This is a genomic window from Paraburkholderia sp. BR10937 (assembly GCF_040965695.1).
GTDB lineage: Bacteria > Pseudomonadota > Gammaproteobacteria > Burkholderiales > Burkholderiaceae > Paraburkholderia.
The window spans coordinates 79,723-100,536 of record NZ_JBFRCL010000005.1 but is presented as its reverse complement, the minus strand read 5'-3'; the positions used below and the strand labels follow the sequence as shown (position 1 = coordinate 100,536).

At 67.0% G+C, this 20,814-nt stretch carries 17 protein-coding genes and 1 pseudogene; 10 read left to right on the top strand and 8 right to left on the bottom strand.

What is annotated here, in order from left to right; translation table 11 throughout:
• The first annotated feature begins 400 nt into the window (after positions 1–400).
• Positions 401–1,423: a hypothetical protein gene (locus AB4Y44_RS06155; protein ID WP_368698985.1), complete on the top strand. Its 1,023-nt coding sequence runs from the start codon at positions 401–403 to the stop codon at positions 1,421–1,423.
• 423 nt (positions 1,424–1,846) lie between these two features.
• On the opposite strand, the gene AB4Y44_RS06150 is transcribed toward AB4Y44_RS06155, so the two are convergent.
• Positions 1,847–3,706: an ATP-binding cassette domain-containing protein gene (locus tag AB4Y44_RS06150; RefSeq protein WP_368698984.1), complete on the bottom strand. Its 1,860-nt coding sequence runs from the start codon at positions 3,704–3,706 to the stop codon at positions 1,847–1,849.
• Positions 3,703–4,587 (bottom strand): extracellular solute-binding protein, encoded by an 885-nt coding sequence (locus tag AB4Y44_RS06145; protein WP_342919163.1) that lies wholly within the window; start codon positions 4,585–4,587, stop codon positions 3,703–3,705. The genes AB4Y44_RS06150 and AB4Y44_RS06145 overlap by 4 nt, the downstream gene beginning before the upstream one ends.
• 172 nt (positions 4,588–4,759) lie before the next feature.
• Between AB4Y44_RS06145 and AB4Y44_RS06140 the strand changes: the two genes are divergently transcribed.
• Complete coding sequence (locus AB4Y44_RS06140) at positions 4,760–5,188, top strand: molybdopterin-binding protein (protein WP_069261529.1); 429 nt, start codon at positions 4,760–4,762, stop codon at positions 5,186–5,188.
• Positions 5,189–5,666: 478 nt separating this feature from the next.
• Positions 5,667–5,990, top strand: coding sequence for a winged helix-turn-helix domain-containing protein (locus AB4Y44_RS06135; RefSeq protein WP_133183914.1), 324 nt, complete (start codon positions 5,667–5,669; stop codon positions 5,988–5,990).
• Here AB4Y44_RS06135 and AB4Y44_RS06130 read toward each other — a convergent pair.
• Together AB4Y44_RS06130 and AB4Y44_RS06125 are read right to left on the bottom strand one after the other, a co-directional pair.
• Positions 5,971–6,713 (bottom strand): annotated as a pseudogene (locus tag AB4Y44_RS06130) (DUF2325 domain-containing protein); the annotation flags it as partial. The gene AB4Y44_RS06135 and the pseudogene AB4Y44_RS06130 overlap by 20 nt on opposite strands.
• 80 nt (positions 6,714–6,793) lie before the next feature.
• A complete protein-coding gene (locus AB4Y44_RS06125; RefSeq protein WP_368698983.1) occupies positions 6,794–6,934 on the bottom strand; it encodes a hypothetical protein in 141 nt (46 codons plus the stop codon).
• 110 nt (positions 6,935–7,044) lie between these two features.
• On the opposite strand from AB4Y44_RS06125, the gene AB4Y44_RS06120 reads away from it, so the two are divergent.
• The 6 genes from AB4Y44_RS06120 (at position 7,045) to AB4Y44_RS06095 (ending at position 13,907) form a co-directional block, all read left to right on the top strand.
• Positions 7,045–8,313: an MFS transporter gene (locus AB4Y44_RS06120; RefSeq protein ID WP_368698982.1), complete on the top strand. Its 1,269-nt coding sequence runs from the start codon at positions 7,045–7,047 to the stop codon at positions 8,311–8,313.
• 167 nt (positions 8,314–8,480) lie between these two features.
• Positions 8,481–8,945 carry a zinc-finger-containing protein gene (locus AB4Y44_RS06115; protein ID WP_266227787.1) on the top strand — a complete coding sequence of 155 codons (465 nt, stop codon included), beginning with the start codon at positions 8,481–8,483 and terminating at the stop codon, positions 8,943–8,945.
• Positions 8,946–9,155: 210 nt separating this feature from the next.
• Positions 9,156–9,554 (top strand): hypothetical protein, encoded by a 399-nt coding sequence (locus tag AB4Y44_RS06110; protein ID WP_342919167.1) that lies wholly within the window; start codon positions 9,156–9,158, stop codon positions 9,552–9,554.
• A gap of 878 nt (positions 9,555–10,432) precedes the next feature.
• The gene (locus AB4Y44_RS06105; protein WP_342919168.1) at positions 10,433–10,603 is read left to right on the top strand and encodes a hypothetical protein; all 171 of its coding nucleotides are present in this window, start codon (positions 10,433–10,435) and stop codon (positions 10,601–10,603) included.
• Positions 10,604–10,809: 206 nt separating this feature from the next.
• Entirely contained in the window at positions 10,810–12,558 is a 1,749-nt protein-coding gene (locus AB4Y44_RS06100; protein WP_342919169.1) for an ABC transporter permease subunit, read from the top strand.
• A gap of 14 nt (positions 12,559–12,572) precedes the next feature.
• A complete protein-coding gene (locus tag AB4Y44_RS06095; RefSeq protein ID WP_069261521.1) occupies positions 12,573–13,907 on the top strand; it encodes an AAA-associated domain-containing protein in 1,335 nt (444 codons plus the stop codon).
• A gap of 84 nt (positions 13,908–13,991) precedes the next feature.
• On the opposite strand, the gene AB4Y44_RS06090 is transcribed toward AB4Y44_RS06095, so the two are convergent.
• From AB4Y44_RS06090 to AB4Y44_RS06080, 3 genes are all read right to left on the bottom strand, one after another.
• Positions 13,992–14,390 carry an FKBP-type peptidyl-prolyl cis-trans isomerase gene (locus AB4Y44_RS06090; protein WP_069261520.1) on the bottom strand — a complete coding sequence of 133 codons (399 nt, stop codon included), beginning with the start codon at positions 14,388–14,390 and terminating at the stop codon, positions 13,992–13,994.
• 77 nt (positions 14,391–14,467) lie between these two features.
• A complete protein-coding gene (locus AB4Y44_RS06085; protein WP_368698981.1) occupies positions 14,468–14,929 on the bottom strand; it encodes a cupin domain-containing protein in 462 nt (153 codons plus the stop codon).
• 245 nt (positions 14,930–15,174) lie between these two features.
• Complete coding sequence (locus AB4Y44_RS06080) at positions 15,175–18,081, bottom strand: mechanosensitive ion channel family protein (protein WP_368698980.1); 2,907 nt, start codon at positions 18,079–18,081, stop codon at positions 15,175–15,177.
• Positions 18,082–18,517: 436 nt separating this feature from the next.
• On the opposite strand from AB4Y44_RS06080, the gene AB4Y44_RS06075 reads away from it, so the two are divergent.
• Positions 18,518–19,807 carry an MFS transporter gene (locus tag AB4Y44_RS06075; protein ID WP_342919171.1) on the top strand — a complete coding sequence of 430 codons (1,290 nt, stop codon included), beginning with the start codon at positions 18,518–18,520 and terminating at the stop codon, positions 19,805–19,807.
• Positions 19,808–19,810: 3 nt separating this feature from the next.
• Here AB4Y44_RS06075 and AB4Y44_RS06070 read toward each other — a convergent pair whose 3' ends face one another.
• Positions 19,811–20,812 carry a 2-dehydropantoate 2-reductase gene (locus AB4Y44_RS06070; protein WP_342919172.1) on the bottom strand — a complete coding sequence of 334 codons (1,002 nt, stop codon included), beginning with the start codon at positions 20,810–20,812 and terminating at the stop codon, positions 19,811–19,813.
• Positions 20,813–20,814 lie beyond the last annotated feature (2 nt).

Genomic DNA, 20,814 nt, shown 5'->3' with positions numbered 1-20,814 from the left:
TTCGGGAGCAGTCATCGCGCCGCAATGCTCAACGATGAGTACATACGGGAACGGCCGGGGTGAAGCACTGCACAAACCTGCGTAGCAAGGTGGGCTCTGCAAAGAAATCCATAGGTGAGCGTGTGCGGGAGCGTAAGTTCACTGCGGTGTGCGCCGCACAGTTTTTCGTTGCACCGTTGCGCATATCCGCGGCCAGGTTCAGGTCTATGTGGCGCACGTCATGCAACTAAAAGGTGAGTGTTTCCGGGAACATGAACGCAACACTGGCCGTTGCTGCGTTGCGGCAGTGTCGCCGCGGCCGGGTCGTGATTCGCGGTATAGTCATTCGCGACAAGAGGCCTCGTTGTGCGCCATGCGCTTCACCGCCGGCGTGTCCGAGCGGTCTGCAACGGAGTTATCCATGGGTATACTGGACAGGCTTTGGCCGCGCGCCCGCGCGAAGCAGGTGCCGGAATCGCCGCAAATCCAGACGCTGATCGAGCGTCTGCTCGTGCTCAGCCCTACGCTCAAGCTCGTGCCCGAGTGGCGCGAGCGGCTTGCGCCCGCGCTTGCGCAATCGGTCGCGTATGTGCGCGACGTGGTGGACCGCATGCCGCCCGCGCGCGAAGCGAGCGCCGCCACGTGGTCGAGCGACCCCTATATCCACGCGTTTTTCGCCGCGCCCGACGAGGTCGGCCATGTGCTGAGCCGCTCGCCTGAACTGCATGCCTGGTTCGAGAGTCATCCGCTTGCGCGCGAGACTTACGCGGTGCTCGGCATGGCCCTGAACGAGCGGCGCGCCTTCGGTGCCGAGCAGCATGGCGACGAAGTGCACACCGATGTCATGCAGACGACGTTGAGCTTCGACGATCATCAGGTGCGCGTGTGTGGCGAAACCGAAAGCGACCTTCGCGAGCAGATCGTGCAGCGCGTGGTCGAGCAGATCGCACTGGAAGGCCTCGAGCAGATTGGCGCCGACGAGTCGCGCCGCGACGTGCTGGAACAGGAGCGTGCGCTGCTCAGAACGCGCCTGCAACTGCTCACGCGCCACGGCGCGGGGACGCAACGCATGCTGGGCGAGCACGCCGTGCCAAACGTCGCCGAAGTAGCGAAGGTCGAGGCGCAGATTGCGCAGAACGAGAGCGAGATCGCCGCGCTCGGCCTCAAGAGCGAAGCGCTCGAACATCAGCTCACGGTGATTTGCAGGGTGCTCGCGAATCCCGCGCAAAACACGAACGTCGAAATGCGCGAGATCTGCCTGAGTCCGATGAATGTCCTGCTCGCGAACGGCGGCCCAGGCAACAGCGCCTCGATCATGTTCCCGCTCGCTCGGCTGCCGTCGAGCCCGCAAGGTTTGCGCGCCTTCTCACTGGTGCGCTTCGCGCGCGCCGACCTGCAACCGTTGCCGCGCGTGCTCGTGGAAGACAGCCGCTTCATGATCTGAGCACGGCACCGCAGTCATAGGTGAGAAGATCCGGGAGCCGTGTGCGTGGCATTGCGACGGTTCGTCGGCGAAGCGTGCCTTAATCACCGTCGCGCGCGTTCGGCTGCGGAAGTTTCGTGATCCCGATGGACAGGAGAACCTGGTTCCAGCGCGCAAGATTTTCCTGGTAGTCCCAGGTTAAGGGATGCGAATATTGCCCACTACCAGGTGTTGGCAATCAAAACCTTGCGCGCGTGAGCGCGAGACGCCAAAAGGTGAGCGTTTTCGGGAACCGTGAACAACGGTGAGAAATTGCGCGCCGAATTGCTAACCATTGATGCAAACAGCCCTGTTTACAGGGGCTTTTTCGTCAACGGGCGCGACCCCGGTGCAGGTCCGTCGGCGCGAAAGGTGAGCTTTTTCAGGAGCCGTGAATCAGGCGCCCTACGGCGCCGGCCAGGCGAGCACGCCGTTCGCGTCGATCGAGAAGCGCAGCTCGCCGGTATGCGATGCCGGCACATCTTCTGCGGCGATATCGAAGGTTTCTCCGGCGATCTCGACGGTAACGTAGCGGTCGCCGTGACGCAGCGACGTGCCCGCAACACGCCCCTGCCACGCGCCTTCCTGCGTCGCGACGAGCGCGCGCGGCGAGACCCGCCACATCACGCGCGTGCCCACCGCAAGCGAGGTAACGGCGCAGGACAGGCGCAGTCCCGTCGGCGTTTCGATCGTGCCGCCAGCACGCACGATCCCCTCGCCGACGTTGTGCAGGCCGAGCAGTTCGGCCACGCGCAGCGTGGCGGGCCGCTGGAACACGTCGGCCACGGCGCCCGCCTGCAGCACGCTTCCCTGTTCGATCACGAGCACTTCGTCGGCCAGCAGTGCCGCTTCGTCGGGGTCGTGCGTGACGATCACCGTCACCGCGCCGACCTCGCGTTGCAGCGCCCGCAACGACTGCTGCAGACGGCGGCGGCGCGGCGTGTCGAGCGCGGCGAACGGTTCGTCGAACAGCAGCAGTTGCGTGTGCCGCGTGAGCGCGCGCGCGAGCGCCACGCGCTGGCGCTGGCCGAACGAGAGCTGGCGAGGCAGGCGTTCGGTGAGCGTGTCGAGGCCGAGGTGCGCGAGCCAGTAGCGTGCGCTGGCCGCGTCGGCATCGACGGGAAACGCGAGCTGCTGTGCCACCGTCATGTGCGGGAAGAGCCCGTAGTCCTGCGGCATGTAGCCGATCTGGCGGCGCTCCGGCGGCAGCGCGCCGAGGTCGGTTGCCCCAAGCGTGACGGAGCCCGCGTCGTTGCGCTCGAGCCCGGCGATGATGCGCAGCGCGAGCGACTTGCCCGAGCCCGAAGGGCCTATGATCGCGAGCCGGCGCGTTTGCGGCTGCCACGCCACATCGAGCGTGAATGCGCCGAGGTGCCGGCGCGCCGCGAAGGCAAGACGCAGGCCGGCGTTTTCGGCCGCAGTGGCGGCCGGCGTGATAGCGGTGAGTTCGTCGCCGTTGTCCACGTTCACCGCCAGCGTCGAGCGTGCGCTGCGGCTATAGACGGAGAGCACCGCGCAGATGATTGCAATGCCGAGCGTCGGCAGCAGGAGCGGCATCATCGCGGGCAGGCCCTGGCCACCGAACACGACGTAGGTATACACAGGCAGCGAATACGGGTGATACGCGACCATCACGGTCGCGCCGAATTCGCCGAACGCGCGCAGCCAGGCGAGCGCGAGCCCCGCGCGGATGGCGGGCCACGCAATGGGCAGCGTAACGCGAAAGAAACGGCTGGCGGCGTGATGGCCGAGCGTGGCGGCGACGTCGTCGTACACGGGATCGACAGCGCTGAACGCCGAGCGTGCCGCGACGATCAGGAAGGGCGCCGCCACGAAGGTCTCGGCGAGCACGATGCCCGTGAAGGAGTCGGTGAGCGAGCCGCCGAAGAGCTGGCCGATGCCGCTATACGGCCCGATGAGAAACAGCAGCAGCACGCCGCTCGTGAGCGGCGGCAGCGCGAGCGGCAACTGCACGACGAAGCCGAGCAGGGCAATGCCGCGCGCGCGCGAACGCGCGAGCCAGTAGCCGAGCGGCACGCCGCCCAGCAGGATGATGAGCGCGGCCACGCTCGCGCTCGCGACCGAGACGCCTACCGCCGACCAGGTGGCGTGCCAGTCGACGCCGGCCCAGTCCGCCTGGCCGATCTGCGGAATGCTCGCAACGAACGGCGCGCACAGATAGACTGCGAGCAGCGCGCCGAGCCACCAGAGCGGCTGGGAGCGCTTCACGGCAACCTGCTCCGCACGCTGCGCGGCTTGTGTCATTGCTGTGCGGCGTCGATCACGGCTTGCACCGACGGCGGGATCGCCTGGGTCTGGCCGTTGACGGCAGGCCTGGTCACATCCACGCCGTGCTCGGCGAGCAGCTTGCGGCCTTCCGCCGAGAGCAGGAAGTTCACGAAGCGCGCAGCGCCGGCGCTGTTGGGTGCGTCGTTGAGAATCGTGAGCGTGTAGTTCGCCTTGATCTTCAGTTCGGGCGCGGGATGGATCGCCGGAATCTTCAGGTCGGACGTTTCGGTCGAGTAGAAGAAGCCCGCGTCGAGCTGACCCGACTGCAGACGGCCAACGAGCGTTTCCTCCGGCAACACCTGCTCGGGATTCTCCGGCGTGCCAAGCGTTTTCTGCACGAGGTCAGGCTGGTTGTACGCCTGCGCGGCCTTCGTCATGAGTTCGACGGTGAAGGCGCCCTTCGGGTCGAGCTTCGGATCGGTGCGGCCGAGGCGGATGCCCGGTTCCTGCAGCACCTGATCCCACTTCTTCGTCTTGAAGTCGCCGGCGAAACGGCTCTTCGGGTTGTAGCCGATCAGGAGCGGCGATTCGGCAAAATTCACGTACCACGTAACGTGATTGGCGTTGGCCTCGCCCATGAGGCTCGCGTTGACCTTCGGGCTCGCGCTGATGAACACATCGCCGCGGCGCAGCTTGCCCTTGATCTCATTGGCGATCTTGTTCGAGCCGGCTGCGTAGCCCTTGAAATGCAGGCCCGTTTCCTTTTCGAACGCGGGGCCCACGCTCTTTTCCATGAGATTCACGAGCGAGCCTGCATAGAGCACGTTGACATCGGATTCGTCGGCGAATGCGTTGGCGCTGGCACCCATCACACCGCTCATCACGACGACTGACGCCACCAGATTGCGGATAAACATGTTCGATACCCTGTGCGTTATAAAGGACCATATATTACGATGGAGTGCTGTGTTCATGTGCTGATTCAAATGGCTATTTCGGCAATCGGTGCCCGTGCGCGTCACACTGACACGGCGAAACTGGGGGTCAGTCTTTTCCCGCTTCATTGTTCCGTTCAATTGTGGAGGCCGTATGCGTACCAGCGCCCGTAACCATTTCTCCGGCCAGATCAGCGCGGTCAAGGCCGGCGCCGTCAACGACGAAGTCACACTGCGCGCCGACGGCGGCCTCGAGATCGTCGCGATCATCACGCATGGCAGCGCCGCTTCGCTGGGTCTCGCCGCTGGCAAGCCGGCCTTCGCGCTCGTGAAGGCATCGTCGGTGATCCTCATGGTCGACGGCGACGCGAGCAAGGTGTCCACGCGCAACGTCGTGGCGGGCACGGTGTCGTCGGTCACGAAGGGCGCGGTGAACGCGGAAGTCGTGCTCGCGGCCCCGGGTGGCGCGCAGATCGCGGCCATCGTGACGAACGACAGCGTCGATCGTCTCGGCCTCGCGGCGGGCAAGCAGGCTGCGGCGCTCTTCAAGGCATCGAGCGTGATCGTCGGCGTAGACGGTTGATGCGTTGCGACCGCACGTGAGTGCAATGACACAGGGCAGTCACGACCCCGGCGCGCCGCCGCGCGATTTCGATGCGCTGGCCGCCGCGCGCTGCGCACGCCCGATGCCTGGCTCTTCGCGCGTCTCGTTGCGGCGCGCGAGGTACGCGGCGAATTGCCATTGCCTGGTTTAACGCGCACGCAGATCGACGCGCTCGGGGCGCGGCACTTCGTGTGCGCGGTGACGAGTGAAGCGCCGCACACGCACGTGATGGCCGATGCATCGGGCGCCACGCCGGGCCCGGCACCCGGTTGCCCCGGCTGCGAGGACTTCGGCTTCTGTTTTCCTGCTGATCATTAGCCATCCAGAGGGGAGCGGCGTGCGGCAAGCATCGTGTATGCTTGCGCGCATGACCAAGTCCCCCAACGATCAACCGCGCGCAGACGCTCCCGCGCCCGCCCAGGCGCAGCAACCGGCCCGGCCCGAGGTGCGTTTTCGCATGCGCATCATTCAGGACGGCACGATCGCGCTCGGTCCAGGCAAGGTGTCGCTGCTCGAAGCCGTTCGCGAACATGGCTCGATCTCGGCTGCGGCGCGCAGCATGAACATGTCGTACCGCCGCGCATGGCTGCTGATGGATGAACTCAACCGCGCGCTGGAGTCGCCGGCTACGGTCTCGGAGCATGGCGGGCAGAGCGGCGGCGGCAGCATGCTCACGCCCGTGGGCGAAGAGATCGTTCGCCTGTATCGCAGCATCGAGGCGCGCGCCGCGGCGGTCTGCGAGGCCGAGATCGAAGCGCTAGTCAAACTCGTGAAGTCCTGACGCGATGTGATGCGCCAGGCGCCTGGCCGTGGCGCAGGCAGAACCGCGAGACGGGTACTGCTGCGAGCGTGGGCGTCGCGTTCGCATGTAGCCGCATCATCAACTCGACGAAGCTGGCAAGGCTCGCCGTGCGCACTGGGTGCCACGTGACCTGGTGCCGTTCGCACACGCGCTTGAGCGTGCTCATCGAATCGTGGTCGATGCAGTCGACGGGAAACACCGCGAGATCCGCGTTGGCGAGCGCTGCGGCGAGCAGGCCCTTGCTATCCTCCACGCCGCCGTCGTGCACGGTCAGCTCGCCTCCCGCCGACTCCACCCAGCGCCTGAGCGCGTGATTCGAACCTGGCCTGCCACCCACGTAGACGATCCGGCGCCCCTTGAGCACATCCTCGGGTAGCGCGCGTTGGGCCTGAGGGTCTTCGTGCGCTTGCGTGGTCTGCTCCCTGGCGTGGACTTCGGCGCGCAAGCGTCGATCAGTGCGTGGGCTTCGTCGAGCTGCGCGCGCAGCGTGTGGAGCGCGGCGGCATCGGCATTCGCGCGCTGCTCGGCGATTTCGCGGCGGCTCGTGTGCAGCGCGACCCGCGTGTCGCGCGCACTGGCGAAACGGCGCACCGCGCCGGCATAGCGCGTGTCGAGGGCCTTTTGCAGCGCATTGCCGCCTGCGCCGCCTTCTATCGCCAGCTCGACCGCGGCGTGGTGGATCTCGAGATCGCTCGCGCGCTGGGCGCCCCGGCTGGGCGCGCGCCGACATCGCAATATACCATGGAATATAACGAAGGCCGGATGGCGGCCAGGGACGCGGATCAGGCGGCGGGTTCGCGCACGAGCGTCGCTTCGACGGCGGTGGCGGTGACGGCTTTGGCCACTGAGCGACTCGCGGCCGCCTCGCGTGAAAGCGTTTCACAGTGCGCGTCGACCGCATCGAGCCGCTCCAGTTCGGCCACGGTGCGGCGCAGCGCTTCGGTATCGTCGCATGAATTAAGATTCCTCCTTTGCGCCTCGCTTACTACCTCGTTGCGCACGCACCCGATTTTTCGCTTTTTCCCGCTGTTCGATGACCACACCTTCTCCGGAGGCGGCGTCCGACGACCCGCCCAGCCTTTCGCGCAATCGCAGTTTCCAGCGCTTTTATGGCGCGCGAGTGCTGTCGTCGCTCGCGTTCCAGATGCTCGCCGTCGCCATGGGCTGGCACATCTACGCGCTCACGCATAGCGCGTTCGCGCTCGGTCTCGTCGGCCTCGCGCAGTTCCTGCCGATGTTCTGCCTCACGCTCGTCGTCGGCCACGTGGCGGACCGCTACGACCGCAGACGCATCGCGTCCGTCTGCCAGCTCATCGAGTGTGCCGCCGCGCTGACCTTCGCGGCCGGCACGGTCGGCGGCTGGCTGAACGCGCCGCTCATCTACGCGCTCGCCGCGTGCGTGGGCGCAGCGCGCGCATTCGAGTCGCCCGCCATTTCGTCCTTGCTGCCGGGCGTCGTGCCGCGCTCGCAGCTGCCGAACGCGACCGCGTGGTCGACCTCGGCGAACCAGACCGCGAACATCGTCGGCCCGGCGCTGGGCGGCCTGCTGTACGGCATCGGCGCGACGCCGGCCTACGCGGCCTGCTCGCTCGCGTTCGCGGCGGCGGCCACGCTCTCGGGCACCATCCCGCTGCGCGCGAAACCGCCCGCGCGTGCGCCCGTCACGCTCGAGTCGGTGTTCTCGGGCATCGCGTTCATCCGTTCGCAGCCCGTCATTCTCGGCGCGCTGTCGCTCGATCTGTTCGCGGTACTGTTCGGTGGCGCGACGGCGCTCTTGCCCGTATTCGCCCGCGACATCCTGCACGCCGGGCCCATCGCGCTCGGTCTGTTGCGCTCGGCGACGGCCGCGGGCGCGCTGGCGGGCTCGATCTGGCTCGCGCACTTTCCGCTGCGGCGCCGGCCGGGTCTTGCGATGTTCGGCGGCGTGGTCGTGTTCGGCTGCGCGACGATTGCGTTCGGGCTCTCGCACAACATCGTCGTCTCGCTGATGGCGCTGGCGGTGCTGGGCGCGTCGGACGTGGTGAGCGTGGTCGTGCGCACGTCGCTCGTGCAGCTGCGCACGCCCGATGAAAAACTCGGCCGCGTGAGCGCGGTCAATTCGCTTTTCATTGGCACGTCGAACCAGCTTGGCGAGTTCGAGTCGGGGCTCACCGCCGGCTGGTGGGGCGCGCTGCGCGCCGTGCTGGTGGGCGGCGTGGCGACGATCTGCGTCGCGCTGCTGTGGATGAGGTTCTTTCCGGCCCTGCGCGACACGCGCTCGCTCGAGCGCGAAGAGGCGCACGCCACCGCCAGCGCAAACTGATCGCGCGCGGCCGCCTGCGGCGCCCCGTCCCGCCGCTGCCGCGCGCCGGGGTTTGCCGTTATCCTTGCTCCAGGGCCCGCTCGCCACAGCGGAAGTAGCGGACCGCCGTTTTTCTCATCCACCCATCAAGTCATGTATCCATCGACCATCGCCCCGAGGAGCGCCGCATGCGCGTAGGCCGCCCCGTCAAGGCCCTGCCGCAGCCGCTGTGCGACTACTGCGGCGCGAAAGCGGTGCTCGCGCGCTTTGCCGACGAGGCCTACCCGTATCGCGACGATCACGGCCCGCTCTGGGTCTGCACGCCCTGTGAGGCCTGGATCGGCGTGCCTGCGCGCAGCACGCGCAACGTGCCGCTCGGCCGGCTTGCCAACGCCGCCCTGCGCGACGCCAAGAGCCGCCTGCACGACGCGCTCGAACCGCTGGTGGCCGCGAAAATGCGGCGCGATAAGGTCAACGCCTTCGAAGCGCGCGGCAAGGCCATCCGCTGGCTCGGGGAGGAGCTGGGCTTCGACCTGCCCAATCCGTCGATCCACCTCCTGAGCCTCGAGCAGTGCGAGCAGGCCATCGCCCACATCGAGGCGTTCATGGCCGCGCGGCGCGCCGAGGGCGGGGGCGAGCGCGAACCGCGCTGAGCCGGCCGCCGCCAGCCGCTTGCCCGCCCATCAGGCGATGCGCGGCGCATGTCTGTCACTGATCGTTACATTCGATTTGAGGGTCGGCGCTTAACCTTCGGCGCGCCGTGCCGTTATTGCACGGAACAGACTCTTACTTGCCCTTCCATGGCCAGGACCATCCCTTTTCCGCAGCGCTCGCAAGCCGGTCGTCCCCGACGCAGCAAGTCGATGCTGCTGCCGATCCCGCGCGCGGTCGCCAACGAGCTCGCGCTGCAGGTACATCTCGCGCTTGCCGCGCTGCGCCGCGGCGGCACCGGCGACGACGCACGCGCCTTGCTTCATGCTCACGTCCTCGCGCAATCGATTGCGGAGGCCGGATACGGCGTGCTCGAGCCGGAACAGGTGCGAGCGGCCGATGCCGCGCTGATCGCCTGCTTCGAGCGCGGTAACACGGGCGGCGGCTGGCAGCTGGACGAAGCGGGCTTCGAGGCGGTTGCGCAGCTAGTGAGTGTGTACGACCGGCAGCTGCAAGGCGCGCCGCTGTGGGCGCTGACCGAGGCAAGCGAGCGGCTCGAGCGCATGGGCGCGGGCGATGCCAGCCAGCAGGCCTTGCGCAAGAGCGCGTGACGTGAGGGATGGGGCCGCCGGGTACGCCCCTTGCGGCAAGGCGGAATGACCGTCGCCGCACAGACGCAGTGGGCAGCAGGCAGTATGGTGAAGTGAACGATCCCTCTTTGAAAGACGAGCCGGATCGAGGCGATGGACGGAAGGCCGCCGGCGATGCTCCCCAAAAAATGCATGACCGCTCCGGTCGAGCCTGGGATGCGCTGGAGCGAACCAGGGACGAGCCCGACGCGGGCCGCCAGCGGGCGCTGTGGCGACATTGGCACGAGATTTGACGCGGGACGCGAATCGTGTTGACTTCGGACAGGTGGCGCGCCTAAAATTCGCCGGTCTTAACAAAAGGGGCTGACGCCTTGGACAGTAGCAGTTGTCGATCTTCGAACAGTTTCGCTGCCTGACCGGCAGGACGTCCGCGCTCCCTTTCTTTCAGCCGCCGTCTTGCCAGCTAGGCAGATGGTGCGCGTCCAGCAGTAAATCCTCGTGCACTCTTGAATAGCGTCGACCGACGCAGCGCCTTGACCGTATCGAGCGCCGCGGATGGCCGACATCGCGCCGTAAGCCCGCCCTGATCGATGCGCGCTTGCGGCACGGTTCGTTCGTTGCGCCCTGCGCGCGACGCGCGGATCGACACATGCGCGCTTTGCAGCCCTTGAAGCCGCTTCGCGTTCGAGCCACCGGCTCGATGCAAGCCCTGGGGTCAGCCGCCGTGACGATAAGGAGTTCCGATGTCTGACAGTGACAGTTATCCGTTATGCCGCTTCCTTTTGAATTGCACTGAGGAAAGCGGGCAGACGCGAGCCGCCGCGCGCTGAACGACGCGCTCTGCCGGGTCTGCTGGCTGTCCTCCCCAACGCGTCCCCCGCGACGCCAGGAGAACCAGTATGAACTTCGGCCTTCTTTTGCCGCATCTGTCACAACTGCAGCAAATGCAGCACACCCTCCATCCCGATGTGCTCGGCGCGCGTGAGCGTGCGAGCGCTCCGCCGCCCTGCCGGGAATCGCAACTCGCCGCGCGCTGGCGAGACCTGCGAGCGCGCGTGTTTCGGGTCTGAATCAGACAAGCAGTAACGGATCCCCGCGCGTATGTCCAGCCGGCCGGGCCGGCCCTACGCGCCGCGCGAGGGATTCGCGCAATAACCAAACGCCGGTGCTTCGACATGAACCAGTTCAACCACACATTGCGAACGACCCGCCGCGCAGCGCGCGCCTGCGCCGGCGTGCTCGTGCCCACGCCTGTACTCGCCAACGGAGGCCGCTAATGGAGTTCAGCTTCAACCTGAACCGCACGGCCAACGCCTCGGCGTGGCGCGTGCTGCCGAACCGCTGGGACTTCGTGGCGTTCCCGCTGATGATCGGCCTGATTGCGATGGCGGCCGTGGGCTTTCACGAAACGATGGCGCCCATCGCCACCTTGAAGGCGCAGCCCATCTCGCTCGATCCCGCGAACCTGCCCGAGTACGCCATGCGCACCACGCTGCGCATGCTCGCGGCGATGGTGGCGTCGCTCATCTTCACGCTCGTCTACGGCACGCTCGCGGCGAAGAGCCGTCGCGCGGGCCAGGTGCTCGTGCCGATTCTCGACATCCTGCAGTCGGTGCCGGTGCTCGGCTACATCTCGTTCACGGTCACGTTCTTTCTCGCGCTCTTTCCCTCGCGCGTGCTCGGTGCCGAACTCGCGGCGATCTTCGCGATCTTTACGAGCCAGGCGTGGAACATGACCTTCAGCTTCTACCAGTCGCTGCGCACGGTGCCGCGCGATCTGGATGAAGTTTCGCGAGGTTTCCACCTCACGGGCTGGCAACGCTTCTGGAAGCTCGAAGTGCCGTTCTCGATGCCGGGTCTCATCTGGAACATGATGATGTCGATGTCGGGCGGCTGGTTCTTCGTGGTGGCCTCCGAAGCGATCACAGTGGGCAACAACACGATCACGCTGCCGGGTGTCGGTGCGTATCTGGCGCAGGCGATCGCGGAAAAGAACCTGCATGCCGTGGGCTGGGTGATCCTCGCCATGATCGTGGTGATTCTCGCCTACGACCAGTTCCTGTTCCGCCCGCTCGTGGCCTGGGCCGACAAGTTCCGCATGGAGAACACGAGCTCGGGCGACGCGCCCGAATCGTGGCTGCTCGACCTGATTCGGCGCACGCGCCTCATTCACCGTCTGCTCGTACCGATGGGCTTCCTGCTCGCCACGCTCGCACGCATTCCGTTGCGCGTGCAACTGCCGAAGTCGCTGCCCGTCGTCACCACGATCAGCAAGCGCTCGCGCATCGGCGACATCGTCTGGGCCGCGTTCGTGATCGCGCTGACCGTGTTCGTGGTGTGGCGCGTGGTGGCCTATGTGCGCACGGGCGTCACGCTCGATGAAGTCTGGCACGTGTTCGTGCTCGGCCTCATCACGCTCTTTCGCGTGCTGCTCCTGATCGCCATCGCTTCGGTGATCTGGGTGCCGCTCGGCGTGCTGATCGGCCTGCGTCCGTCGATTGCCGAGAAGGTCCAGCCGCTCGCGCAGTTCCTCGCCGCGTTCCCGGCGAACCTGCTGTTCCCGGTGTTCGTGATCGTGATCGTGCGCTTTCACCTGAACCCGGACATCTGGCTCTCGCCGCTCATCGTGCTCGGCACCCAGTGGTACATCCTCTTCAACGTGATCGCGGGCGCCAGCGCGTATCCGAACGACTACAAGGAAGCGGCCACGAACTTCCGCATTCGCGGCTGGCAATGGTGGAAGAAGGCCATGCTGCCGGGCATTTTCCCGTACTACATCACGGGCGCGATCACGGCTTCCGGTGGCGCATGGAACGCGAGCATCGTCTCCGAGTTCGTGCAGTGGGGCGACACGAAAGTCGTCGCGCATGGCCTCGGCTCGTACATCGCCCAAACGACCGCCGCCGGCGACTTCCCGAAGATCATTCTGGGCATCGCGATGATGTCCCTGTTCGTTACGTTGTTCAATCGCGTGCTCTGGCGTCCGCTGTACACGTACGCCGAGTCCCGGCTGCGCCTCGATTGAGATGGAGTGACATCATGCTGAATCCGAAAATCGTCTCTTCCGACCTGCTGCCGATGCGGCCCGCTCCCGGCCAGGAAGTGCTCGCCGTCAAGCATGTTTCGCGTGGCTTCGCGAAGAAAGAGGACGAGCGCCTCGTGCTCGACGACGTGAACCTCACGCTGCGCGAAGGCGAGATCGTCGGCTTGCTGGGCCGTTCCGGCTCGGGCAAGTCCACGCTGCTGCGCATCATCTCCGGGCTCATCGAGCCGACCGAAGGCGAGGTGAACTGGCTCGGCAAACCGCTCGAAGGGCCGGCCGAAGGCGTGTCGATGGTGTTCCAGACCTTCGCGCTGTTCCCGTGGCTCACGGTGCTGCAGAACGTGGAAGCGGGCCTCGAAGCGCAGGGCGTGGGCGCGCGCGAGCGGCGCGAACGGGCGCTTGCCGCCATCGACCTGATCGGTCTGGACGGCTTCGAAAACGCCTATCCGCGCGAGCTTTCGGGCGGCATGCGCCAGCGCGTGGGCTTCGCGCGCGCGCTCGTGGTCGACCCGACGCTCCTGCTCATGGACGAGCCGTTCTCCGCGCTCGACGTGCTGACCGCCGAAACGCTGCGTACCGATTTGCTCGACCTGTGGACGCAAGGGCGTCTGCCGATCAAGTCCGTACTGATCGTCACGCACAACATCGAGGAAGCGGTGTTCATGTGCGACCGCATTCTCGTGTTGTCGTCGAACCCGGGGCGCGTGTCGGCCGAGATCAAGGTGCCGTTCAAGCATCCGCGCAATCGTCTCGATCCGGCGTTCCGCAAGCTCGTCGACGACATCTACGCGAAGATGACGGCGCGCGAAGCCGCCGAGGCCACGACTCGCCGTCTCGAAGTGGGCAGCCGCCTGCCGGACGTGTCGACCAACATCATGGCGGGTCTGATCGAGACGCTGGCGGCCGCGCCGTATCACGGCCGCGCCGACATGCCGGAAATCGCGCGCTCGCTGCATCTGGAAGTCGACGACCTGTTCCCGATCGTGGAAATGCTGCAGCAGCTCGGCTTCGCCGACGTGCGCGAAGGCGATGTGCTGCTCACGCCGCCTGCACGCGTGTTCGCCGAGATGGGCACGCAGGCGCGCAAGCTCATGTTCGCCGATCACCTGCTGCGCAACGTGCCGCTCGCGGCGCGGATCAAGAAGGTGCTCGACGAGCGGCCCGGCCATCGCGCGCCGCGCGTGCGCTTCGAGCAGGAGCTGGAGGACGTGCTTTCCGATGTCGACGCCGAAGAAACGCTCGATACCGTGATCGAGTGGGCGCGTTATGGCGAGGTCTTCTCGTACAACGACCAGTCGGAAATCTTCAGTTTCGAGGACGTCGAGGCGTAACGCCTGCATCCTTGCAAAAACAAGAACGGGCGGCGAGGGTGACACCTCAACCGCCCGTTTTTTTGTCTTCTGAATCTGCTGGCCTTACTGGCCGATTCCGATCAGCTCGATTTCGAACGTGAGGTCGCTGTTCGGCGGGATCGGGCCGACTGCGCGATCGCCATAAGCGGTCGCCGCCGGGCAGGTCAGCTTCGCCTTGCCGCCGACCTTCATCTTCTGCACGCCCTGCGTCCAGCACGGAATCACGCGATTGAGCGGGAAGGTCGCCGGGCCGCCATGCTTGTCGGAGCTGTCGAATTCGGTGCCGTTCGCGAGCGTGCCGCGATAGTTCACACGCACGACGTCGGTGGCGGTGGGTTGCGGACCGGTGCCTTGCTTGATGTGTTCGACGACGACGCCCGACGGCAACTTGTCGATGGGGTTGGCGGCGAACGCGGTCGTTGCAACGGTGGCAGCGGCGACCAGGGCAATCAGTGATTTCATGAGAGGTCCTCGTTGAATGGCAAATCGATTATATCGGGCGCGCGGCCTGGGTCCCGGTTCGTTGCCGGTACGACGGTTCAGGCGCTCGCGTACGGCGTGCCGTCCTTGTGCAGAAACCGTCCGTCGCTGCTGGGGCTGATCATGTCGACGTCGGAGCAGGTGATGATGTCTGCCGGCGAACGCGAGCCGACTTCGAGATACACGGCGACGCGATCCGACCGGTTGATCATGTGGTGCCCGTTGCCGGAGTGTTTCGCAAACGCCGCGCAGTCCCCCGCGCGCAGCACGGTTTCGCCGTCGTCCTCGATCAGGGTCAACTCGCCTTCGAGGACGTAGACGAATTCGTCTTCGTCCGAATGCCAGTGACGCTGGCTCGACCAGTTCCCCGGCGGCAGGTGCATGAAGTTGACGCCAAAGTCGCGCAGACCGCCCGCGTCGCCGAGCCGCTGCCGGATACGCTCGGCGCATGGCGCGTCGAACGGCGCGGGATAGCCGGTGCCCTGACGCTTTGGCACGCTCGCGATGTCGATCTTCGGCATGGACGACTCCACAATTTGCGAAGGCAGAGGCAAAGGTGAGCTTCTTCGGGACCCACCGCGCGGCGCGTGCGGCGCACCATGCTACCGCGCGCAGACCCTTGATTAGACGGAGAACTTTACGCTGCCAGCGTTGCGCCGCGAGGTGGCTTGCGGCGTATCGGTGAGACTTTTCGGGAGATGAACCGGGCGAAGCGTAGGGTGAGACCGGCGCGCGCGAGCCGCGCACCGGCCAGCGTGCCGACCCATCAATTCGGCTTGCCGCTCGACGACCCGTTACCGTCGCCCGACGCACCGGCGCGGCCAGTGCGCGGCTTGCCGCCTTGCGAAGCCGCCTTCGAAGCGCCGTGCGCCTGCGCCCGCGCGCGATCGTTGTCGGTGGCGTCGTCGTCGTGATCGTCATCGCCGTACGTATGCCCTTCGACATCGTCACCGCGCGCCATGCCGATGAGGAAGTTGCGCTGTGGATTCGCCAGCTCGATGCCGCGTTCCGTGAAGCGCAGCAACACGCGCTTGTTGAACTCGCGCTGCACGCCCCAGCGCGCCGAGTCCTTGCACTGAATCTGCCCGACGAGCGTGACGGCTGCGCCATCCACCTGATCGACGCCCCAGTATGCGAAGTCGCTGAGAATGCCGTTCTTGAACGCGTCTTCCTTGCGGATCTCGGCGCCGATGTCCTTGAGCGTATCGATGGCGCGCTGCAGATCCGCGCCATGCGCGATCTGCACCTTCACCGCCGCGTTGCCGATGCCGCGATTCGTGTTGTTCACCGTCGTCACCGAGCTGAACGGCACGGTATAGAGCGAACCGTCGCCGCCGCGCAGGCGCACAGTGCGGATCGAGAGAAACTCGACCGTGCCCGAGACGCCCGCCACCGTCACCCAGTCGCCCACCTGCATGGCGTTTTCCGTCAACAGGAAGATACCGGTGATGAAGTCCTGCACGAGCTTTTGCGAGCCAAAGCCGAGCGCCACGCCGAAAATGCTCGCGCCCGCAATGAGCGGCGCGGTGTTCACGCCGAGCTGCGAGAGCGCGGTGAGCCCGACCACGACGAGGATCGACACGAGCAGCGTGGTGCGGAACATCGGCAAGAGCGTGCGCAGGCGCGCGGCGCGCACGAAGTCGCCCGCGTCGGTCCAGGCGTTCAGGCGCCGCTCGGCCGCGCCGTTCGCGAACTCCCAGATCGCGACGGCGGCAATGACGGCAATCACGATAGTGAGGAGTGCAGAGCCCAGCAGATGCCCCATCGGCGCGAGCGCGAGAATGCGTGCGGGACGCAGCCCCCAGACGTGCAGCAGCAGGTCGAGCGTGACGATCCAGATCGCCACAACGACGATGCGCCGCAGCGCCGGGTAATAGCGATACGCACGGCGCTGGCCGAAGCTCATCTTCTCCTGATCCTCGCGCAAGCCGAACGCGCGGCTCAACGCGCCGAGCAGCACGATGGCGCTCACGCGCGCCGCGAGCAGGACGACGAGCGAGAGTCCGCCCGCGCGCAGCAGCGCCGCGTAGCCGCCGCGCAGATCGAGCGCCCAGACGAACCAGAGCGCGAGGACGACGAAGAGCGCGACGCCAACCCAGATGTCGGCGAACCATTGCATGAACCAGGCATACGAGCCATGGCGCGCCGCGGCGGCGCGCATGGCGTCGGCCACGGGGCGGCGCAGCTGCAGGATCATCACGACGAGCGCGAGGTGGCCGACCAGCGTGACGACCTTCACGAGCGCGAGATGCGCGTCCTCGGTCATGCCGAGCGGCACCGCGCCGCCGATCGCTCCGCCCACGCCGCCGATCACGACGATGCGCACGAGCCAGCGCTGCGCGTAAGCGGCCCAGTCGTCGGGCAGCGGCACGAGGCGCAGCGCGGCGGCGTCGGGCGCGAACAGCAGCTTGCCGAACATCACGATGACGCGGCAGATCACATACGTATCGACGATCTGGCCCACGGCTTCGGCGGGCGCGGCGTCGTCGGGGCCGAAGAGCGACAGCACGCCCGCTGCGCACAGGCCGAAGGCGACCACGGGCACGACTTCGAGCAGCATCACGAGCAACGCGCCCGGCAGACGCTGCAAGAGGCGCCAGTGATGCGCGCCGCGCAGCGCGTGGTAGGCCTCTTTCGCGCGGTCCGCGGCGGTCTTCGGCGAGGCGCCGGCGTTGTCCTCGGCTTGCGCCGCGACCACGGTGGCGCGCGCCGCCTCGTTGGCTCTCGCGTTCGCATTGGGGCCGGCGTTCGGGTCGCCGTCCTTGTCGTCCTTGCCGTCCTTGCCCTCGGCCGGTTCCATGCCGGCGGCTTCGCGCAGGGCATCCTGTTCGGCGTCGGCCTTCGCATCGGCGGCTTTCGCCTGCGCGGCGAGCGCGCGGCTCGTGCCCGTCGCTTCAGGCGTTTGTGGCTGCGGCGTCGGCGTGCCGCCTTGCGCGGGGCCGGCGTTCTCGCGCTGTTTCGCGGCCTGATGCGCGGCGATGGCGCGCTCCGGCGTGGCGACGACGCGGCGCAGCACCGTGGCGAGCGCGAGCGCGGGCACCAGCGTGAGCAGCAGCACGCGCAGCAGCGCGAGCAGCAGCGCGTGGCCTTCCGGCGTATTCAGATGGTCCTGCCACCAGTTGCGCGTGGACCAGAGGTCGAGCAGCGTCGCGAACGTATGGTTCAGATGCTGGCCGATCGTGCGTGCGCCGTGCGCGGCGTGATCGGCGATCTGCACGACCAGACCGTTGGAGCGCAGTGCGCCCGCGAGCGGCGCCGAAGCGGGTGTGGCCGCCGCCGCGCCGGAGGCCGCGGCGGGCGCACTGGCCGGCGCGCTCGCCGAGCCGGGCACGGCCAGCGCGCCGGCGGCGGCGATGGCGCGTAGCGTGTCTTCCATGTGGCCGCGCTGCACGGGATCGTCGAGAACCTGCAGGGCGGCTTGCGCCTGGGTGGGCGTGAGCGCCACGGGGGCGGCCGGGTTGGCCGCGTTGGCGTTAGTGGCGGGTGTGGCTGGCTGGGCGGGATGCGCTGGGCTCGCGCCGGGCCTGAGCGCTTCGGCGACGGTGGCCGGTGTCGCCGCCGCTGCACTCGACGCGTCGAGCGCGAGCGTCAGGCCGGCTGAAACGGCGAGGACGGCAACGAGAGCATGCAGGCGCGACGCGCGCGGGAACCGAAAGGCAGAAGAAAGGGACATCCTTGTCATTGGCTTACGGGTCGCGACTGCGGCGACCCTTCAGTGGCGGCGGAGGAAAAGACAGCGGGACGAAACGCGCGGCTGGAAGCGCGTTGGCGCGGCGCACAGCCTGCCGCCGCCCGATTCGTCGGAACGTTCGACGCGCTGCCGCAATTTTGGTGCCCACTTCGTGCGTGGGTGGCCCGCATGGCGTTTGCGGAACCGCCAAAAACGACGCGGCGCGCGAAACGTGAGTGCTGACTATGCCGGGAGTATGCCTCTTTTACCTTACGAACGCGGATGAGGTGCGCACGCCGGGGCGCCGATAAAAGGGACGCTTCAACGCCGTTCGCGGTCTGCCGCCTACGCGGGTTTTGATCAGTGGCGCGTGCGCCCGGGCGAGTGCTACCGTTGCACGGTCAACATTCAGGCCCGCGAGAGGCCGACGAGGAGAGCCATGAACAGCGTCAGCATGACCGGAGTGCGCAAGGGCAAACTGAGCCGCACGCAGTTGATCGTCGCCGCAACAATCGGCAATGCGCTCGAATTCTTCGATTTCACCGTCTACAGCTTCTTCGCGCTCACCATCGGCAAGCTGTTCTTTCCCACCATGTCGAGCTACGGGCAGTTGCTGGCCTCGGTGGCGACCTTCGGCGTGGGCTTCGTCATGCGACCGCTGGGCGGCGTCGTGATCGGCGCGTATGCCGATCGCGCCGGACGCAAGCCCGCCATGACGCTCACCATCTTCATGATGGCGCTGGGCTGCATGCTGATCGGCCTCGCGCCCACCTACGCGCAGATCGGGGTGGCCGCACCGGTGTTGATCGTATTCGCGCGCCTGCTGCAGGGGTTTTCCGCGGGCGGCGAAGTGGGCGCTTCCACCACGCTGCTGATCGAGGCGGGCACGCCCGTCAATCGTGGCCTGCTCGGCAGCTGGCAGTTCGCGAGCCAGGGGATGGGCGTTTCGCTCGGCGCATTAACGGCGGGACTCCTGACGACTTTCCTCGCCGCCGACACGCTGCTCGCCTGGGGCTGGCGCGTGCCTTTCCTCATGGGCGTGGCGATCGCGCCGCTCGGCATGTGGATTCGCCGGCGTCTGGACGAGCAGTTGCCGCAGCGGGCGAGCGTGGTGCGCATGCCGGTGCTCGCCGTGCTGCGTGACCACTGGCGCCGCGCGGCGCTCGGCATCCTGCTGACGATCGGCTCCACGGTCACGGCCTATGTCGTCACGTTTTATATGCCGACGTATGCGATTCACGAACTGAAGGTGCCCGCGCCCACGGCCTTGCTGGCGGGGCTCGTTTCCGGCGTCGTGACCTTCCTGGTGGCGCCCGTATCGGGCCTGCTCTGCGACCGGTTCAGCCGCCGCGCGCTGATCTTCTGGCCGCGTGTGGGCGTCTTGCTGCTGATCTACCCGGCGTTCCTGTGGCTGGCGAGCGGCCCGGACGCCACGCGTCTTTTGATCACCGTAGGCTGCCTGAGCGTGCTGTTGGGGCTGCAGGCCGCGCCCTCCATCACGATGCTGCCCGAGATGTTCCCGCGCGCCGTGCGCGCGACGGGCATGGCGATCGTCTACGGCATCGGCGTGGCGATTTTTGGCGGCTTCGCGCAGACCGTTGCCACCTGGCTCGTGAAGAGCACGGGCAATCTGCTCGCGCCCGCGTGGTACGTGATGGCGTGCGTGGCGATCTCGTGCCTCGCGCTGCCGTTCATTCGCGACCTCACGGGCAAGCCGCTCGAGGATTGATGGCTAGCGTGTCTGGCGCGCCGCTTCGAGATTCGCGTCGAGCTGGTGCGCCAGGCCGTAGAGCATGCCGAGCGAGGGCGCCGCGATGCCCACACGCTGCGCTAGTTCATAGGGCGCGCCTAGCAGGGCCTCGACTTCGAGCGAGCGCTGCGCCTCCACGTCTTGCAGCATCGAAGTCTTGAACGCCCCTAGCTTGCGCGTAATCGCGTTGCGCTCCTCGATGGTCATCGCGAGGCGAATGCCGAGCGCTTCGCCGATCGCACGCGCCTCTGCCATGACTGCGCTCACGAGTTGAGTCGTGAGCGGGTCGTCGAGAATTACGTCGGCGGTCGAGCGCGTGAGCGCGCTGATGGGGTTCATCGTCATATTGCCCCAGAGCTTCGCCCAGATATCGGCCTGAATCGGCGCGGCCTTCGTGACCTCGAAGCCGGCCCGCGCCAGCAGATCGCGCGCTTCCTGCGCGCGTTCGGCCATCTGCGCCGAGCCCTCGCCGACGATCAGATGATTGCCGCCGCCCTTGCGGATCACGCCCGGCCCTGCAATCGACGACGACAGATGGACGACGCAGCCCGAAGCCTGCGCGGGCGGCAGCGCCTTCGAGACGACACCGCCCGGATCGACCGCTTCGAGCCGGCCGTTCGCGTGCGTGCCGCCGAAGCCGTGGAGGAACCACCAGGGCACGCCGTTCATCGCCGAGACGATATGCGTGTGCGGGCCTACCAGCGGCGCGAGCGAAGCGGCCGACTGGGCGAGCGCCTGACCCTTCAGGCAAACGAAGACGATGTCTTGCGCGCCGAGCGTGGCGGCGTCGTTCGTGGCGTTGACGGCTTGCGTGTAGCGCGTGTCGCCTTCGACGATTGTGAGACCGTCGCGGCGAATCGCTTCCAGATGCGCGCCGCGCGCGAGCAGATTCACGGTGATGCCCGCGCGCGCCAGACGCGCCGCGATCAGGCCGCCGATCGCACCGCCGCCGACGACGGTGATCTTCTGATTCGGTGTGTTCAAAC

Excerpts from the sequence above, each read along its gene's own strand:
- AB4Y44_RS06155 (WP_368698985.1), top strand. The coding sequence starts at position 401 with ATGGGTATACTGGACAGGCTTTGGCCGCGCGCCCGCGCGAAGCAGGTG.
- AB4Y44_RS06150 (WP_368698984.1), bottom strand. The coding sequence starts at position 3,706 with ATGACACAAGCCGCGCAGCGTGCGGAGCAGGTTGCCGTGAAGCGCTCC.
- AB4Y44_RS06145 (WP_342919163.1), bottom strand. The coding sequence starts at position 4,587 with ATGTTTATCCGCAATCTGGTGGCGTCAGTCGTCGTGATGAGCGGTGTG.
- AB4Y44_RS06140 (WP_069261529.1), top strand. The coding sequence starts at position 4,760 with ATGCGTACCAGCGCCCGTAACCATTTCTCCGGCCAGATCAGCGCGGTC.
- AB4Y44_RS06135 (WP_133183914.1), top strand. The coding sequence starts at position 5,667 with ATGCGCATCATTCAGGACGGCACGATCGCGCTCGGTCCAGGCAAGGTG.
- AB4Y44_RS06120 (WP_368698982.1), top strand. The coding sequence starts at position 7,045 with ATGACCACACCTTCTCCGGAGGCGGCGTCCGACGACCCGCCCAGCCTT.
- AB4Y44_RS06115 (WP_266227787.1), top strand. The coding sequence starts at position 8,481 with ATGCGCGTAGGCCGCCCCGTCAAGGCCCTGCCGCAGCCGCTGTGCGAC.
- AB4Y44_RS06110 (WP_342919167.1), top strand. The coding sequence starts at position 9,156 with ATGCTGCTGCCGATCCCGCGCGCGGTCGCCAACGAGCTCGCGCTGCAG.
- AB4Y44_RS06105 (WP_342919168.1), top strand. The coding sequence starts at position 10,433 with ATGAACTTCGGCCTTCTTTTGCCGCATCTGTCACAACTGCAGCAAATG.
- AB4Y44_RS06100 (WP_342919169.1), top strand. The coding sequence starts at position 10,810 with ATGGAGTTCAGCTTCAACCTGAACCGCACGGCCAACGCCTCGGCGTGG.
- AB4Y44_RS06095 (WP_069261521.1), top strand. The coding sequence starts at position 12,573 with ATGCTGAATCCGAAAATCGTCTCTTCCGACCTGCTGCCGATGCGGCCC.
- AB4Y44_RS06090 (WP_069261520.1), bottom strand. The coding sequence starts at position 14,390 with ATGAAATCACTGATTGCCCTGGTCGCCGCTGCCACCGTTGCAACGACC.
- AB4Y44_RS06085 (WP_368698981.1), bottom strand. The coding sequence starts at position 14,929 with ATGCCGAAGATCGACATCGCGAGCGTGCCAAAGCGTCAGGGCACCGGC.
- AB4Y44_RS06080 (WP_368698980.1), bottom strand. The coding sequence starts at position 18,081 with ATGTCCCTTTCTTCTGCCTTTCGGTTCCCGCGCGCGTCGCGCCTGCAT.
- AB4Y44_RS06075 (WP_342919171.1), top strand. The coding sequence starts at position 18,518 with ATGAACAGCGTCAGCATGACCGGAGTGCGCAAGGGCAAACTGAGCCGC.